The 15,463-nt window shown below is 53.4% G+C and carries 16 protein-coding genes and 1 pseudogene; 10 read left to right on the top strand and 7 right to left on the bottom strand.

Annotation, left to right across the window (positions count from 1 at the left end; translation table 11 throughout):
- Positions 1-612: 612 nt before the first annotated feature.
- Together ompC and AC0XWG_RS18235 are read left to right on the top strand one after the other, a co-directional pair.
- Positions 613-1,695: a porin OmpC gene (gene ompC / locus AC0XWG_RS18240; RefSeq protein ID WP_028018913.1), complete on the top strand. Its 1,083-nt coding sequence runs from the start codon at positions 613-615 to the stop codon at positions 1,693-1,695.
- 80 nt (positions 1,696-1,775) lie between these two features.
- A complete protein-coding gene (locus AC0XWG_RS18235) occupies positions 1,776-2,216 on the top strand; it encodes a GFA family protein (protein ID WP_128347657.1) in 441 nt (146 codons plus the stop codon).
- Here the strand turns inward: AC0XWG_RS18235 and AC0XWG_RS18230 are convergent.
- Positions 2,211-3,149: a LysR substrate-binding domain-containing protein gene (locus AC0XWG_RS18230; RefSeq protein WP_128347656.1), complete on the bottom strand. Its 939-nt coding sequence runs from the start codon at positions 3,147-3,149 to the stop codon at positions 2,211-2,213. The two genes, AC0XWG_RS18235 and AC0XWG_RS18230, sit on opposite strands and share 6 nt — an antisense overlap.
- Positions 3,150-3,319: 170 nt before the next feature.
- Between AC0XWG_RS18230 and AC0XWG_RS18225 the strand changes: the two genes are divergently transcribed.
- The 7 genes from AC0XWG_RS18225 to AC0XWG_RS18195 are packed head-to-tail and all read left to right on the top strand — an operon-like array spanning position 3,320 to position 9,771.
- Positions 3,320-4,270: a branched-chain amino acid ABC transporter permease gene (locus AC0XWG_RS18225; RefSeq protein WP_108089847.1), complete on the top strand. Its 951-nt coding sequence runs from the start codon at positions 3,320-3,322 to the stop codon at positions 4,268-4,270.
- Positions 4,271-4,278: 8 nt separating this feature from the next.
- Positions 4,279-5,385 carry a branched-chain amino acid ABC transporter permease gene (locus AC0XWG_RS18220; RefSeq protein WP_049007294.1) on the top strand — a complete coding sequence of 369 codons (1,107 nt, stop codon included), beginning with the start codon at positions 4,279-4,281 and terminating at the stop codon, positions 5,383-5,385.
- Positions 5,382-6,149, top strand: a complete 768-nt coding sequence (locus AC0XWG_RS18215; protein ID WP_475680878.1) for an ABC transporter ATP-binding protein — start codon at positions 5,382-5,384, stop codon at positions 6,147-6,149. Before AC0XWG_RS18220 ends, AC0XWG_RS18215 begins: the two co-directional genes overlap by 4 nt.
- A complete protein-coding gene (locus tag AC0XWG_RS18210) occupies positions 6,142-6,861 on the top strand; it encodes an ABC transporter ATP-binding protein (protein ID WP_128347655.1) in 720 nt (239 codons plus the stop codon). Before AC0XWG_RS18215 ends, AC0XWG_RS18210 begins: the two co-directional genes overlap by 8 nt.
- Before the next feature lie 28 nt (positions 6,862-6,889).
- The gene (locus tag AC0XWG_RS18205) at positions 6,890-8,047 is read left to right on the top strand and encodes a branched-chain amino acid ABC transporter substrate-binding protein (protein WP_108089843.1); all 1,158 of its coding nucleotides are present in this window, start codon (positions 6,890-6,892) and stop codon (positions 8,045-8,047) included.
- A gap of 18 nt (positions 8,048-8,065) precedes the next feature.
- Positions 8,066-8,548, top strand: coding sequence for an L-2-amino-thiazoline-4-carboxylic acid hydrolase (locus AC0XWG_RS18200; RefSeq protein ID WP_128347654.1), 483 nt, complete (start codon positions 8,066-8,068; stop codon positions 8,546-8,548).
- Entirely contained in the window at positions 8,545-9,771 is a 1,227-nt protein-coding gene (locus AC0XWG_RS18195; protein ID WP_128347653.1) for a Zn-dependent hydrolase, read from the top strand. The genes AC0XWG_RS18200 and AC0XWG_RS18195 overlap by 4 nt, the downstream gene beginning before the upstream one ends.
- 39 nt (positions 9,772-9,810) lie before the next feature.
- Here AC0XWG_RS18195 and AC0XWG_RS18190 read toward each other — a convergent pair whose 3' ends face one another.
- The gene (locus AC0XWG_RS18190) at positions 9,811-10,740 is read right to left on the bottom strand and encodes a KUP/HAK/KT family potassium transporter (protein WP_475681119.1); all 930 of its coding nucleotides are present in this window, start codon (positions 10,738-10,740) and stop codon (positions 9,811-9,813) included.
- A gap of 49 nt (positions 10,741-10,789) precedes the next feature.
- On the opposite strand from AC0XWG_RS18190, the gene AC0XWG_RS18185 reads away from it, so the two are divergent.
- Positions 10,790-11,487 (top strand): IS1 family transposase gene (locus AC0XWG_RS18185; RefSeq protein WP_223216367.1). Its coding sequence is split into 2 segments (ribosomal slippage): positions 10,790-11,039 and positions 11,039-11,487, totalling 699 coding nucleotides; the frame shifts between segments, so codons are not numbered across the junction.
- Between the two features lie 16 nt (positions 11,488-11,503).
- Here the strand turns inward: AC0XWG_RS18185 and AC0XWG_RS18180 are convergent.
- The 5 genes and pseudogenes from AC0XWG_RS18180 to AC0XWG_RS18160 form a co-directional block, all read right to left on the bottom strand.
- Positions 11,504-12,241, bottom strand: a pseudogene (locus AC0XWG_RS18180) (citrate lyase subunit alpha); the annotation flags it as partial.
- 30 nt (positions 12,242-12,271) lie between these two features.
- On the bottom strand, positions 12,272-13,147 hold the full coding sequence (gene citE, locus AC0XWG_RS18175) for a citrate (pro-3S)-lyase subunit beta (RefSeq protein ID WP_475680877.1): 876 nt from the start codon (positions 13,145-13,147) through the stop codon (positions 12,272-12,274).
- Positions 13,147-13,437 (bottom strand): citrate lyase acyl carrier protein, encoded by a 291-nt coding sequence (citD, locus tag AC0XWG_RS18170; protein WP_128347643.1) that lies wholly within the window; start codon positions 13,435-13,437, stop codon positions 13,147-13,149. Before citD ends, citE begins: the two co-directional genes overlap by 1 nt.
- Positions 13,438-13,461: 24 nt before the next feature.
- Positions 13,462-14,529: a [citrate (pro-3S)-lyase] ligase gene (gene citC, locus AC0XWG_RS18165; RefSeq protein WP_128347642.1), complete on the bottom strand. Its 1,068-nt coding sequence runs from the start codon at positions 14,527-14,529 to the stop codon at positions 13,462-13,464.
- Positions 14,530-14,547: 18 nt separating this feature from the next.
- The gene (locus AC0XWG_RS18160; RefSeq protein WP_128347641.1) at positions 14,548-15,411 is read right to left on the bottom strand and encodes a fumarylacetoacetate hydrolase family protein; all 864 of its coding nucleotides are present in this window, start codon (positions 15,409-15,411) and stop codon (positions 14,548-14,550) included.
- Positions 15,412-15,463 lie beyond the last annotated feature (52 nt).

The raw sequence follows: 15,463 nt of genomic DNA, 5'->3' as shown, positions 1-15,463 counted from the left end.
GAGGCGTGTATTCCGGCAGAAAATTAACATAAATTTAATATGTGATCGCGCGTCAAAATATTCATAAGCTCATTAGAGAATGTGTTTAAATTCTGTTTATATTATCGTTGTTTTGCATTCCCCCCCTCCTCTCTTCTTGACATAAACTGACACCGTAGCGCAATTACTCTCCTGCGAATATTAACAACCTTAATAGCACAAAGTGCAATAGTGTGTTTCTGTGTATTTCAGCAAAAAACACGGTAATTACGTGCATTCAATAACCTAACACAATGATTTACGGTAAACGGTTAAGCTTAATTCTACAAAATGCACCGATAAAATTGATAGTAACATAACTAAATTAAACCATTGAAAAACTATATTGCGGATAATAGATCTGATAAGAAAATATACAAAACCCGGTTAAACACTCTTCATTTCATTCTGTTTAGCGACCATTTATCCGATCTCGATCACACTAAAGGAAATTATTAGCAATAATTTGAAACTTATTATTGAAAGGCAACTACAACATTTTTAAAAATAGCATGCCATTGACGAACAGCCTCGTTTAGAAATCGTTCGAAGTGGCTCAGGAAATACTTAAGAAAATTATAAGGAATATTTAAGATGAAACTTAAATTAGTTGCAGTGGCAGTGACTTCCATGTTGGCAGCAGGCGTTGTTAACGCTGCTGAAATTTATAACAAAGACGGTAACAAGCTGGATCTGTACGGTAAAGTAACAGGTCTGCACTATTTCTCTGATGACACCAGCAACGACGGCGACAAAACCTACGTACGTCTGGGCTTCAAAGGTGAAACTCAGATCAACGACCAGATGTCCGGTTACGGTCAGTGGGAATATGAATTCAAAGGCAACAACGATGAAAGCAACGGCGACAAAGGCAACAAAACGCGTCTGGCTTTCGCTGGTCTGAAATTCAACGAATTCGGTTCTTTCGACTACGGTCGTAACTACGGTGTTGCTTACGACATCGGCGCATGGACTGACGTTCTGCCAGAGTTCGGTGGTGATACCTGGACGCAGACTGATGGCTTCATGACTCAGCGTGCCACTGGCGTTGCAACCTACCGTAACACCGACTTCTTCGGTCTGGTTGACGGTCTGAACTTTGCCGCTCAGTACCAGGGTAAAAACAACAAGCGCGACATCACCGAAGCGAACGGTGACGGTTGGGGCTTGTCTTCTACCTATGAAATGGACGGTTTCGGCGTGGGTGCAACCTATGCGAAATCTGACCGTACCAACAATCAGGTTCGTGCTGGTGAAGTGGCTAATACCATGAACGCTGGCGGTGACAACGCAGAAGTTTGGGCTGCTGGCCTGAAATACGATGCAAACAACATCTACCTGGCAAGCACCTACTCTGAAACCCGCAATATGACCAACTTCGGTAAAGGTTATATCGCGAACAAAGCTCAGAACTTTGAAGTTGTTGCTCAGTACCAGTTCGATTTCGGTCTGCGTCCATCCGTTGCTTACCTGAAATCCAAAGGTAAAGACATCGGTACTTATGGCGACCAGGATCTGGTTGAATACGTTGATGTTGGCGCGACTTACTACTTCAACAAGAACATGTCTACCTACGTTGATTACAAAATCAACCTGCTGGACGACAACAAGTTCACCAAAGATGCAGCTATTGCTACCGACAACATCGTTGCTCTGGGTCTGACTTACCAGTTCTAAGATTTGTCAGTATAAAAAGGCCAGCCTTCGTGGCTGGCTTTTTTTATACCAGTTTGACTGGCGTAATAAAGGAGCACGCCATGCACATATTCAAAGGACGCTGTCTATGCGGGATGAGCCAATTCAGCGTTTCCCTCAACAATTTCGACGTCTATGCCTGCCACTGTACGCAATGTCAGAAGTGGTCAGGTGGAATTGCCATGTATCTGGAAGCCGTGGGTAAACCGCTTGTGGAGCAAGACTCGATTGCCCCTTCTCACTTCTCGTCCTCTGCGCGAGGAGAACGCTGGTTCTGTCCGGGGTGTGGTTGTCCTCTGTGGTTCAAGCTGACCTCAACAGCACGCTATTTTATTCCATGGACATTACTTGAGATGAGCGAAGATGAACGACGTCGGCTGGTGCTCGCCGCTGAAATCTATACCGAAACCCAGCCCGCATTCTTTGGTCTGACCGGACAATATGCGCGCTACAGCGGTTCAGAAATTGAAGCCATGGATAAGCACTGTTTGCTTACCTCATAGGAGATTCTCCCCCGCGGCCCGACGAAGCCAGTTTTGCAGTAGCTTACCGTCCTCAGTCATCTCCGAATCCGAACGAACACAGAGGTAGTAGTCGCGCCCGTCATCAATGGGTAAGTCAAATATCTTCACCAGCTCACCACTCTCAAGATAAGGCGCGATCAGCGGCTCACGCATCAACGCGCAGCCCAGCCCGGCCTGTACTCCCGCCAGCGTCAAAAGTCCGTCCTCAAACAGGGGGCCACTGCGCCGCAGAGGGCGTTTCACTCCCTGTAACAGGAACCACTGTGACCATGTGATGCGCTCCTCATCGTGCAGCAACGGCATTTGCAGCAGTTGCTCTGGCGTGTCGATATGGCCATGAATGCGCAAAAATGCACGGCTGCATACAGGCACCATCTGACCGGAGATCAATTTTTCACTCTGATATCCCGCCCACTGACCGTTGCCGAAGCGAATCGACATATCCGACGCATCGCTCAGATAGTTACGATGATTGGCATACACTACGTTGATCTCGGTTTGCGGATTGGCACGCATAAAAGCAGGCAGACGCGGGATAAACCACCCCATGCCAAAAAGCGGGATCAGGCTGATGGTGACCTGACGCGTTTGCGCCTGTTCAGCCAGATGCTCCGTTGCCTGGCGCAACACGTTAAAAGCCGCACGGATAGAGCGGTAATATTCACGTCCGTGCTGGCTCAGCACCAGCCTGCGCCCCTGGCGTTCCGTCAGCGGCATTTGCAGGAACCCTTCGAGCACCTTGAGCTGGTGACTGACAGCAGACGGTGAAATATCCAGCTCCTGTGCCGCCAGCGTAACACTGCCCAATCGGGCGATAGCTTCAAAAGCACGTACAGCCCGTAGCGGCGGATCATTGGCCAGTCGACTTTCTCCATAAATGGGTAGGCCAGGTGACTGTTCTGTTTTATTCATATGTTGATTTCTTTAGACTTTATACCCGAAAACGGAATTTTTATATTTTCATATAAATCATAAAGATAAAACAATATCTGTTTATCATAAGAAATAATATATGTGTATTTTACAATTTATTTCATTTGTTGGATGGTAGCCGCAGAAAGAGCACTTTGCAGGAACCTACGTTGGATACATTCATACAACAACTGATCAACGGTGTGATGCTGGGAAGCATCTACGCGTTGATCGCGCTGGGCTATACCATGGTGTATGGCATTTTGCGCATTATTAACTTTGCCCATGGCGATATTCTGATGGTGGGTGCATTAACCACACTTTCTGCCATGAACAGCCTCAACAATACTTTCCCGCACCTGCCGCTTCTGATTCAGCTCGGTTTTGCCTTGCTGATCGCCATGTCCGTTTGTGCCCTGCTGGCGATGGCCGTGGAGCGCTTTGCCTACCGACGCCTGCGTAACGCGCCGCGTCTGGCACCGCTGATCTCCGGGATTGGCGTCTCGGTGCTGCTGCAAACCGTGGCGATGATCGTCTGGACGCGCAACCCTCTGATGTTCCCTCAGATCCTGCCCATGGAACCGATCGCCGTGACGTCAGGAAGTGAACTGCATCCCCCTGCCATTGTGACCGTCACCGGCATTGTTACCGTGGTGCTGGCGCTTACAGTGATGACAGGGCTATGGCTGCTGGTGGAATACACCCGCCTGGGCCGTGGCATGCGCGCCGTGGCGGAAAACCCGCGCGTGGCTACGCTGATGGGGGTTAACCCCAATGCCATTATTACCCTGACGTTCGCCATTGGCGGCATCTTTGCCGCGCTGGCAGGCGTCATGATGGCGAGCAACTACGGTAACGCCAGCTTCTCAATGGGCTTCCTGCCGGGAATTAAAGCATTCACAGCCGCCGTACTGGGCGGTATTGGCAACATTCGCGGCGCAATGATTGGCGGGATCCTACTTGGCATTATTGAGGCACTGGGCGCTGGCTACCTGGGTGAACTGACCCACGGAGTGTTCGGCAGCAATTACCAGGATGTCTTTGCCTTCATCGTGCTGATTCTGGTACTGGTCTTCCGTCCGGCAGGTCTGCTGGGTGAGCGTGTGGCAAACCGAGCGTAAGGGATACTATGACAACCGTACAACTACAAACGCCGACCGCTACGCGCAAATTCTGGTCCGGTATGAGTTTGTTCTGCCTCGCGCTGCTGATTGCGCCAGTGGTTGCCAGCCAGCTCGGCGGAAATTACTGGGTGCGCGTCATTGACTTCGCCCTGCTCTACATCATGCTGGCGCTGGGGCTGAACATTGTGGTCGGTTACACCGGCCTGCTGGACATGGGCTTTATCGCCTTTTACGCAGTGGGTGCCTATCTGGCCGCCCTGCTGGCTTCACCGCACCTGCTTGAAGTGTTCCCGATCCTCACGGTCTGGTTCCCGGACGGGCTGCACACGTCTTATCTGTTGATTATTCCCATAGCGGCACTGGTTGCAGCGGTGTGCGGCATCGTGCTCGGTGCGCCAACGTTAAAGCTTCGTGGGGATTATCTGGCGATCGTGACGCTGGGGTTTGGGGAGATCATCCGCATCCTGATGCGTAACCTCGACCGTCCGGTGAATATCACGAACGGTGCGAAAGGTATTACCGGCGTCGATACCCTGAATCTTTTCGGCCTGAAATTCAGCGGTGTGTATCACTGGTTCGGTTTTAAAGTGCCTGCCCTATGGCTGTGGTACTACCTGCTGATGCTGGTGATTGTGGCCATTATTTTTGTTTGCCTGCGCCTGCAACACTCGCGTATTGGTCGCGCCTGGCATGCCATTCGTGAAGATGAGGATGTGGCCCGCGCGATGGGCATCAACGTCCGTAACTATAAGCTACTGGCCTTTGCGATGGGTGCCTCATTTGGCGGCGTGGCGGGTGCCTTGTTCGGCGCGTTTCAGGGCTTTGTCTCCCCGGAATCCTTCACGTTACAGGAATCCATTGCCGTGCTGGCGATGGTGGTGCTGGGCGGTATGGGGCATATTCCGGGCGTGATCCTCGGCGCGATACTGCTTACCGCCCTGCCGGAACTGCTGCGCAGTCAGGCAGCCCCGGTTCAGCAGGCGCTGTTCGGTACGGTGCTGATTGACCCCGAAGTGTTGCGTCAGCTGTTCTACGGCCTGGCGCTGGTGCTGGTCATGCTGGTTCGTCCTGCCGGGATCTGGCCGGTACGCCACAAGGAGGTGAATACATGAGTCTGTTAACCGTACGCAACATGTCCAAACGTTTCGGCGGGCTTACCGCCGTGGATGACGTTTCGATCGCCGTGAACAAGGGTGAAATCTACGGACTGATAGGCCCTAACGGGGCGGGAAAAACCACCTGCTTTAACCTGCTCACCGGGCTTTATCCGGCGGACAGCGGTGAATTTTCAATCGCCGATAAGCCCTATTTCCCCAGACACATTGAGAAGGTCACCGCCGCCGGGATTGCGCGTACCTTCCAGAACGTGCGCCTCTTTAACGACATGTCGGTGCTGGAAAACGTAATGGTGGGTCGCCACGTGCGCACCCGTAACGGTCTTTGGGCCGCGCTGAGCCGCCACAAACGCGCCCGCGCAGAAGAAATGCAAACCCGTGAGCTGGCCTGGCACTGGCTGGAATACACCGGCATTGCGAAGTTCGCCCACTACCGAGCCTGCGATCTGGCCTACGGCCATCAGCGTCGACTTGAAATCGCCCGAGCGCTGGCAACCGACCCTCTGCTGCTGGCACTGGACGAACCCGCCGCCGGGATGAATGCAGCAGAAAAAGTAGCGCTTGGCGAGTTACTCATCCGCCTACGTGATGACGGTAAAACCCTTCTGATGATTGAACATGACGTCAAGCTCGTGATGGGCATCTGCGATCGCCTGACGGTGCTGGATTACGGCAAAACGCTCGCCAGCGGCACGCCGGAGAGCGTTCGTCGCGACCCGGCAGTGATCGCCGCCTGGCTTGGAGGCAACGCCCATGTCTGAATTACTGAAAGTGGAACGCGTGGACGTGCATTACGGCGGTATTCAGGCCGTACGCGATGTCTCTTTTACCCTGCACGAGGGCGAGCAGGCCACGCTGATCGGCGCGAACGGTGCGGGTAAAAGCTCCACCGTGCGCGCCATTACCGGGCTGGAAAACTTTAGCGGTCGTATTGAATTCAACGGTAAAGCGGTGCGTAAGCACAAGCCCGAAACCCTGCTCCGTGACGGACTGGTGATGGTCCCGGAAGGCCGGGGAATCTTCTCCCGAATGACGGTGCTGGAAAACCTGCAGATGGGCGCCTGGCTCAGGCGTGACACTGTCACCGTAAAGCGCGAGATGAACGAGATTTTCGAGCGCTTCCCGCGTCTGGGCGAGCGCCAGCATCAACTTGCCGGGTTGCTGTCCGGCGGAGAGCAACAGCTGCTGGCCCTTAACCGCGCCCTGCTCAGTCGCCCGCGCCTGTTGATCCTCGACGAACCCTCAATGGGACTTGCACCGAAGATGGTAGAAAACATTTTTGCCGTCATAGCCGGCCTGCGCGAGCGCGGCGTTGCCCTGCTGCTCATCGAACAAAACGCCCGCCTGGCGCTGGAAGTCACCGACAGCGCGTGGGTGATGGACAGTGGCAGCATTGTTCATCACGGCGAATCGAAAGTGCTGCTCAATGACGACCAGATTGCACAGATTTATTTGGGCGAAATGCCCGCTTAACAACACTAACCAGCATCAGGGAAATACAATGAAAACAGTAAAAATCAGCGCGCTCAGCGCCGCTATTCTGCTCGGTGGTTTTGCCTCAACGGGCGCATGGGCCGCCGACAGTGAAACCGTGGTTATCGGTCTGGCGGGCCCGCTCACTGGACCATCGGCCCGTATCGGTAAAGATCTGGAGAATGGCGCACAGCTGGCGATTGATGACATCAACAAGCAGCACCCGACCATCGGCGGCAAAGCGGTGACATTCAAACTGCAGTCCGAAGACGATCAGTCTGACCCGCGCACCGCCGTGGCCGTGGCGCAGCGTCTGGTGGATAGCGGCGTGGCGGGCGTTGTCGGTCACTGGAACACCGGTACCAGTATTCCGGCTGCGCGTGTGTATCACGATGCCGGTATCGCTCAGGTTGCGCCCGTAGCGACCGGTCACGCCTATACCAAACAGGGTTTCGATACCAGCTTCCGCGTGATGGGCCACGACGATGACGGCGGCCAGTTGGCCGGACAGTACGCGGTAAATACCCTGAAAGCGAAACGCATTGCGGTGATTGACGACCGTACCGCGTTTGGTCAGGGGCTGGCGGACCAGTTCATTAAATCGCTGGAAGCACAGGGCGTGAAGGTTGTCGATCGTCAGTACGTTGATGACAAAACGGTGGACTTCAGCGCCGTACTGACCGCCATCCGGAGTAAAAACGCCGATCTGATCTTCTTCGGCGGCGTCGACAGCCAGGCAGCACCGCTGGCGCGTCGTATCAAACAGCTGGGCATGAACGCCACGCTGATGGGCGCAGGCGGATTTGTCAGCCAGACGTTCCTGCAGCTGGCGCAGAAAGAAGGCGAAGGCGTGGTCGCGCTGGAGCCGGGTCTGCCCGTTGACCAGATGCCGGGTGGAAAGGCATTCGAACAGGCCTATCAGGCCCGCTACCACACCCATATCGAACTGCACGCCCCGTTCGCCTATGACGCCACCCGCGTGCTGGTTGCGGCGATGGAAAAAGCAGATTCCGTTGAGCCGTCCGACTATCTGCCCGCCCTGCGCGCCATCAGCTACTCCGGCGTCACCGGCCAGATAGCGTTTGATAAAGAAGGTAACCTGAAATCGCCGTCTTTCACCGTTTACAAGGTTGTCGACGGCAAATGGCAGCCGCAAACCGTGCTGGGTGGCACAAAAGCGAAGTAACGCAGTGAGGGCAATGTGATGAGTGATAATAACGAGCTGGGCATTCTCGCCCGCCGCAAAATTGAAGCAGAAATTATTAAGCCAATTTATGAAATCCTGGTGCGCGAGATAGGGAAAACCCGCGCCCAGGCGGTCATTGGTGAGGCCATTGAGCAGGCCGCGATTGACGCAGGCAAAGCGTTTGCCAGCAAAGAACCCAACGGCGCGAACGTAAAGAGTTTTATCGCTCTGCAATATCTGTGGGAGAAAGATAACGCGCTGGAGGTGAAGGTGATTGACGCCGACGACCAGCAGTACAACTACAACGTGACCCGCTGTCGCTACGCGGAGATGTATCACGAGATGGGGCTGGGCGAGATTGGTCATCTGCTCTCCTGCGCGCGCGATGAAAAATTCATCGTTGGCTATGCACCGGACGTGGAACTGACCCGTACCACCACCATCATGCAGGGCGGTTCATGCTGTGATTTCCGCTACCGCAGCAGTAAGGACAAGACATGATCCGCGTCAACGCCGAACGACTGTGGTCAACGCTTGAGATGATGGCGCAGATCGGCGGCACGCCTGCCGGTGGCGTCACCCGTCTGGCACTGAGCGAGGAAGATCGTATTGCGCGAAACCTGCTGCGCGGCTGGGCGCTGGACGCGGGTTTCACCTGCGACGTCGACAGCATGGGCAATATGTTTATCCGTCGCCCGGGGAAAAACCCGCAGCTTGCCCCGGTCATGACGGGTTCACATGTGGATACCCAGCCGCAGGGCGGTAACTACGACGGTGTTTACGGCGTGCTGGCAGGGCTGGAACTGCTGCGAACCCTTAACGATCATCACGTTGAGACTGAACGTGACGTTGTGCTGGTGAACTGGACTAACGAAGAAGGTGCGCGCTTTACGCCAGCCATGCTCTCTTCAGGGGTCTGGACGGGGCAATTTAACGAAGCATACGCGCATGCACGTGCGGATAACGATGGCATCACCGTGGGCGAAGCGCTGGATAGCATTGGCTACCGGGGTGAAACCCCTGCCCGCGCGTTTCCTGTTCACGCCTGCTACGAACTGCACATCGAGCAAGGACCGATCCTGGAAGACGAAGCCCTGGATATCGGGTTAGTCAGCGCGGCAATGGGCCAGCGCTGGTTTACCCTGACGCTGGACGGATTTGCCGCCCACGCAGGCACCACGCCGATGCACAGCCGCCGCGATGCGCTGACCGCCTTCGCAGAGCTGGCGCTGAAGGTGGAAGAGATTGGCTATCGGCATGCCCCAGACGGACGCGCGACGATCGGTATGGCGCAGGTTACGCCAAACTCGCGCAACGTCGTGCCGTCTCGCGTGGAATGCAGCGTTGAGTTTCGCCACCCGGAGCAGCAGGCGCTGGAAACCATGGAGGCGGCGCTGCATAAGGTGGCTGAAAGCCTGAGCCTGCGCGGCGTGTCGGCTCTCGTTGAGCGCATTTTTGACTACGCGCCCATCGCGTTTGATGCCGAATGCCTGGCTCGTACGGAGAAGGCCGTGGCGAAACTGGGCTATTCGTCGAAACCGATGGTCTCCGGCGCGGGTCACGACACCTGCTATGTCAGCAAAATTGCGCCCGCCAGCATGATCTTTATCCCCTGCGTGAAAGGCATTAGCCATAACGAAGCGGAAAGGATCCTGCCAGAATGGTCGGAGAAAGGGGCGAATGTGTTATTGCATAGCGTCCTGTCTGCGGCGCTTGAGAAATAGAATGGTGCGAAAGCAGAGGACCTCTGCTTTCGCCAGAGTCTACACGGCAACGCGTCGGCTGATTTCGACAACCCTGTCGCTGGGAAGGTGATAGTGGTTGATGACGTGCGTGCAGTTGCGCTTCATGAAAGCAAAAATATGCCGTTGCCATGCTGCCATACCCGCTGTTCCATCACCGGCTACGATAGTTTCATGTCCAACATACCAGGTGGCATCATCATTCGCGAACAGCACGTTGATTTCACTGACACCCTGCAACAAATGCGGGATATCCGGGTGCTCCATAAAACCGTATTGTGCCACGCCGTGCCAGTAACCTGGCGCGCGCTGCTCTACCCTGATCCGTTGTTCTTCCCCCACATAGGGCACATTCAGGATGTCAATGGTCAGAGATAACACATCTCGCTGTAGCACCTTGTTGCGCGCAACATGCCAGCGCATGACCGGCGGGATATTGTTCTGTGTACGGGTCAAAAAAACGGCGGAACCTGCAACTCTGGGTACCGTCTTTTGCTGAAGCTGGTTAAAGAACGCATCCACGCTGATGCCCTTCTCGCCCACCGATGCGGATACCGCCTTAACGCCGCGGTGCCAGATCAGCATCACCGTACAAATCGCTGCGGCCATCAGCAGCGGAATATAGCCGCCTTCCAGGACCTTAATCAGATTGGCAAACAAGAATGTGGCATCAATCACCAGGAAACAGAGGGCAATAACCGCGCTGCTGACCCGGCTCCAGTGCCACACTTCCCGCATTGCCACAAATAGCAGGCCCGTCGTCATCAGCATAGTTAATGACACGGCAATACCGTATGCAGCAGCAAGCTTGTCGGAAGATTTGAAGAACACCACCAGCCCAATCGTTACCACCATAAGCAGCCAATTGATTGTGCCTATATAGATTTGACCGTAGCTTTCTGCCGCCGTCTGTTTAATCCGTAAACGGGGTAACCAGCCGAGTTGGGTAATGGTGCCAACTTACTGATTTAGTGTACGATGGTGTTTTTGAGGTGCTCCCGTGGCTTCCATCTCCATCAGTTGTCCCTCCTGCTCAGCTACTGAAGGCGTGGTGCGTAACGGTAAAAGTACTGCCGGACATCAGCGCTATCTCTGCTCTCACTGCCGTAAAACATGGCAACTGCAGTTCACTTACACCGCTTCTCAACCCGGTACGCACCAGAAAATCATTGATATGGCCATGAATGGTGTTGGATGCCGGGCAACCGCCCGCATTATGGGCGTTGGCCTCAACACGATTTTACGTCACTTAAAAAACTCAGGCCGCAGTCGGTAACCTCGCGCATACAGCCGGGCAGTGACGTCATCGTCTGCGCGGAAATGGACGAACAGTGGGGCTACGTCGGTGCTAAATCACGTCAGCGCTGGCTGTTTTACGCGTATGACAGGATACGGAGGACGGTTGTGGCGCACGTCTTCGGTGAACGCACTCTGGCCACACTGGAGCGTCTTCTGAGCCTGCTGTCGGCCTTTGAGGTCGTGGTATGGATGACGGATGGCTGGCCGCTGTATGAATCCCGCCTGAAGGGAAAGCTGCACGTAATCAGCAAGCGTTACACTCAGCGAATTGAGCGGCATAACCTGAATCTGAGACAACATCTGGCAAGGCTGGGACGGAAGTCACTGTCGTTCTCAAAATCGGTGGAGCTGCATGACAAGGTCATCGGGCATTATCTGAACATAAAACACTATCAGTAAGTTGGAGTCATTACCCGCGTGGATTACTGGTAACCCTGGCGGCACCTACGCTGATTTTTGCCGGGTCGCCGACGCTCTCAATCTGCACGACATAATCCACCTGATCCTGCACAATGCTTGCCGGCATGTTGGGGAACGGTTTCAGGGTTTCGGTAAGCAAGACCACCTTTTTGGCATATTGCGCATCGACCATCGCGTAGCCGAGGGAGCCGCACTGCGATGTACCACCGTTACCGCTGGCATTGCCGTATTCGTCGCTGCAGGAGACCGCCAGAAACGCAACATCAATCGTAATTTCGCCCTGCTGAATCAAATTCACCCGTCCACCGTGGGAGTGGATCTGCACCGGCTCGTCCATCAGCCCGTGCGAAATCGCGTCCGCCAGTTCGCCGCGCATCCCGGAGGTATAGATTTTGCCGATCACACCATTACGAATGTGTTCAATAAGCGGTGCATTGCATGTCATCAGGGAGCTGGAGGCAAGCGTGAGCCCTTTCAGACCGCGCTGAGCGAGCTTATCCATCACGTAATTGATGACCTTATCTCCTTCGCGGAAGGCGTGATGAAAAGACACGGTCATACCGTCATGCAGGTCGCAGCGGGCCAGCACATCGTCGATGCTTGCAAAAAGTTTGCGCTGATATTTTTGCTGGCTGTCAGCAAGATAAGGCGTCATCGCGTTAGCGCCGCTGAATGCGACGTACTCACGGCGAGAGCCAGGAATGTAATGCAGGGTTTCAGTTTGGTTTTTCATTATTCATCCTGTCGCTTGCGATATGGGGAATTACTGACGAATGCCAGAGGCATTTTTGCGTTCGATAACCACGCGGGCATGGTTGATAATCGGCGCGTCGATCATTTTGCCGTTTAGCGAAATCACCCCCAGTCCGTTACGTTCCCCCTCCTCTGCTGCAGCAATTACGCGCTCTGCGTAATCCACCTCTTCCTGCGTTGGCGCGTAGGCGTTATGAAGAATTTCAATTTGTCGTGGATTAATCAGCGATTTTCCGTTGAAGCCCATCCGGCGAATGAGATCCACTTCTTTCAGGAAACCGGCCTCATCATTCACATCCGCGTACACCACGTCGAAGGCGTCAATACCGGCCCCGCGCGCGGCATGCAATACGGCGCACCGGGCATAAAACAGCTCTGTTCCGTCGCCTCGCTCGGTTTGCATATCCATCACATAGTCAAAGGCGGCCAGCGCAATACCCATTAAGCGGTCGGAGGATTTCGCAATAGCGACAGCGTTAATCACGCCAACGGCAGATTCTATCGCCGCCATTAATTTCGTTGAGCCAACGGGACGCCCGCAGGTTTCTTCAATGCGGACGATTTCACGTTCCAGCTGATGAATATCTTCCGGGGTGTCGGTTTTGGGTAGACGAATGACATCGACCCCCGCCCTGACGGCGGCTTCCAGATCTTTTAATCCAAAAGGCGTATTCAAAGGGTTAATTCTGACAACGGTTTCAATATCGTTGTACATCGGATGTTGCAGGGCATGAAATACCAGAAGACGGGCGCTGTCCTTTTCTTTTAGCGCTACGGCATCTTCCAGATCAAACATGATGGAGTCAGGTTTATAGATAAATGCCGTCGAAAGCATGGCGGCACTTGAACCGGAAATAAATAACATACTGCGGCGTAACTTTTTCATTATAACTTTTCCCATGAAATCTCTTCCCGCGCTGTACCTCTGAGCAGTGCAGCCTGAACACGAGCGCGGATCACACAATCCAGCGCACCTTTATCATCAATAATGATCTGCCCCTGATTGATGCCGAACGCAGAAAGGGTTTCATTGACGACCTCTGTAATTCGGTCGCCGAACTGCTTATACACTTCGCTTTGGATGACCACATCCAGCCCGCTCTCGACGGGGCTAACCTTCACCATCAGGTCGCTGGACTCCAGCGTTCCCGCCATCGCGGCTTGCACAATTTTCATATTAATTTTCCTGTGATAATGCGGTTAAACCGCTGCCGATAACGGTTTGGATAAACAAAGCTGATGCTGTACCCCGTTATTCAGATACGCACGCGTGGTGGTTGGCACCATGCGGCTGGCGGCAGAGATTTTGTTTTCATTTAATAAACGACGAACGGCTGAAGCTGATACCGGCACATTATTTCCATCCGTTTTTCTTTCTATTTCATGTACGCTGATACGAGCCGACACACTCGTTTCATCTTCCAGCCAACGGTGCATCGCCCGGTTATATTCAGCGGTTAACTGGCAGAATGGCTCGGTGCCGACAAAACGATGATTTATACTCAGCGCGGGGGCGATATAATTCCTGAACAGCATGAGGTCAATTGCGGCATAGACTTTATCAATAACCTTTTTATCCTTCAGAAAATAGCCCGGAAATGTCCCGCGTGAAATAATGTATGCCGACCCCGGATGAACGGTGACATTAGAAAGGTGTCGCGAACCGTCCTTAACCATCGCAAACCGTTCTTTAAACGAAAAAGCGGAGACATCTTCCTGAACGACGAAAACATGTAACCAATCACACTGGCTTGCCGCATGTTCAATCAGATATTGATGGCCCAGAGTGAACGGATTTGCATTCATCACAATAGCGCCAATATCTTTCCCCGGCATGAAATGATGGCTACGCAACTGGCTGCAATAACGATGAATACCGACCGGCGTATTCTCCATTAATGCCGCACAATTCTCGATCGTCACCAGCGGATAAAACCCGCATCCGCGAAATGACTTAACGTTATCAGGACAGGTAAAAAGAAAGAGATGATGTTCACCGTTCTGTGCTGCCAGAAGCTCGGCCTCATGAATTAACGTCAGGCTTAGCGACGTACCCCGCCACGCGGCGTCTACTGCAATGCATTTTAACGTGTTACCCGCAATGCCAGTGCAGGCGACAAGATGGCGTTGATAGCGCGCAACAATAAATTGCTCAATATCGTCATCAATGCCCAAACCGTTGTGGGCCAGGAAGCGGGTAATCTCCTCTCTGGCCTGAGCGTTACCCGTTTTAATGACCTCAAACTCTGGCGTTCTGGCGGTGTACATCTTCTCTCTCCTGAGCGTCTAGACAGTCAATTCTTGTTGCTGAGGTTGCGCTTCCACGATGGTGTTCGTCAGGCGACCTATGTTTTCAATTTCGACTTCAACCCGATCGCCATCATGCATAAACAGAGGTGGATTACGTTTTTTACCGACGCCGCCAGGCGAGCCGGTAATAATGACGTCTCCGGCGCTGAGGGAGGTGAATGTGCTGATATAGGCGATAAGATCCGCTACTTTGTGGATCATGCTGCCGGTGGAATCATTCTGAACCAGCATGCCGTTCAGCCAGGTATGGATGGTCAACGCATGAGGATCGGGGATCTCATCCGCCGTGGTCATGTAAGGGCCGAAGGCGCCGGTTTGCTTCCAGTTTTTACCGGCGGTGAACCAGGCGTGCTGCCAGTCGCGTACGGAACCATCCATATAGCAACTGTAGCCCGCGACATGGCTGAGCGCATTTTTGGCGTCAATTCGGGTGCCAGGTTTACCAATGATTACGGCCAGCTCACCTTCATAATCAAACTCGCTTGAGAGAACTGGTTTTAAAACGGGCCGCGCATGTCCGGTTTGTGAATCAGGAAAGCGGATAAACAGCGTCGGGGCATTATTCGTCTCGGCAAATTCTTTTCTTTTTTCTGCGTAATTCATCCCAACGCAGAAAATCTTTCCTGGCTCTTCTATTACGGGCAGGAAGGTAATGTCTTCTGGCATCATATCCACAGGGCAATCGTGATATTGCCTGGCGACGTCAACCGCATCCCATTGAAGAAGGTCTTTCAATGTCGCATAGTGGTGGCCGATTTTATTACCCAGATCGATAATTCCAGACTGTGTATAAATCCCGTAGCTTTTACGGCCCTGATGAATATAACTTGCTAGTTTCATAATAATACCCGTTTGATATACGTACTCATTCTGTGTTCACGCCCTGAGGCGT

Source organism: Enterobacter sp. DVT3837 (assembly GCF_056238685.1).
The sequence above is the reverse complement of the archived record's forward strand: the minus strand, read 5'-3'. Positions and strand labels throughout refer to the sequence as shown.